The sequence below is a fragment of the Marinobacter vulgaris genome, assembly GCF_003344045.1.
Classification (GTDB): Bacteria; Pseudomonadota; Gammaproteobacteria; order Pseudomonadales; family Oleiphilaceae; genus Marinobacter; species Marinobacter vulgaris.
Map to the genome: position 1 here is coordinate 1 of NZ_QFWX01000045.1, position 472 is coordinate 472.

A 472-nucleotide genomic window follows, 5' to 3' on the forward strand; every position below is an offset into this window, starting at 1 on the left:
CCTGTGGCTGGGGATTGTGGTTGTCGGTACAGCCTCCGCGATTGGTGGGGCACTGTATCTGTCTGATGTGGACATGTCCGGTAACGGTGAAACCGTGGCTGAACAGGAGCCTGTGCCGGATATGACCGGTGTGGTGGATACGACCTTTGATGACAAGGTGCGTCAGCATGCCACCACAGAGATGCAGGTGACGGCAGCGCAGATGCAGAAGCAGTATGAGGAAATCCGTCGTGAGCTGGATGTTCTGAACAAACAGCGCGGTGATGACCAGCGTCGTATTGAAAAGCTGGGACAGGACAATGCCGCCCTGGCAGAGCAGGTAAAAGCCCTGGGTGCTAATCCCGTCACGGCGACCGGTGAGCCTGTACCGCAGATGCCTGCCCCACCGCCCGGCCCGGAAGGCGAACCACAGCCAGGAAACACCCCCGTATCCTTCCCGCCGCAGGGCAGCGTTGCTGTTCCACCGCCGACG

The 472-nt window shown here is 60.4% G+C and carries 1 pseudogene; it reads left to right on the top strand.

Features of this window, described 5'->3' with window-relative positions:
- Window positions 1–472, top strand: a pseudogene (locus tag DIT71_RS17735) (hypothetical protein); the annotation flags it as partial.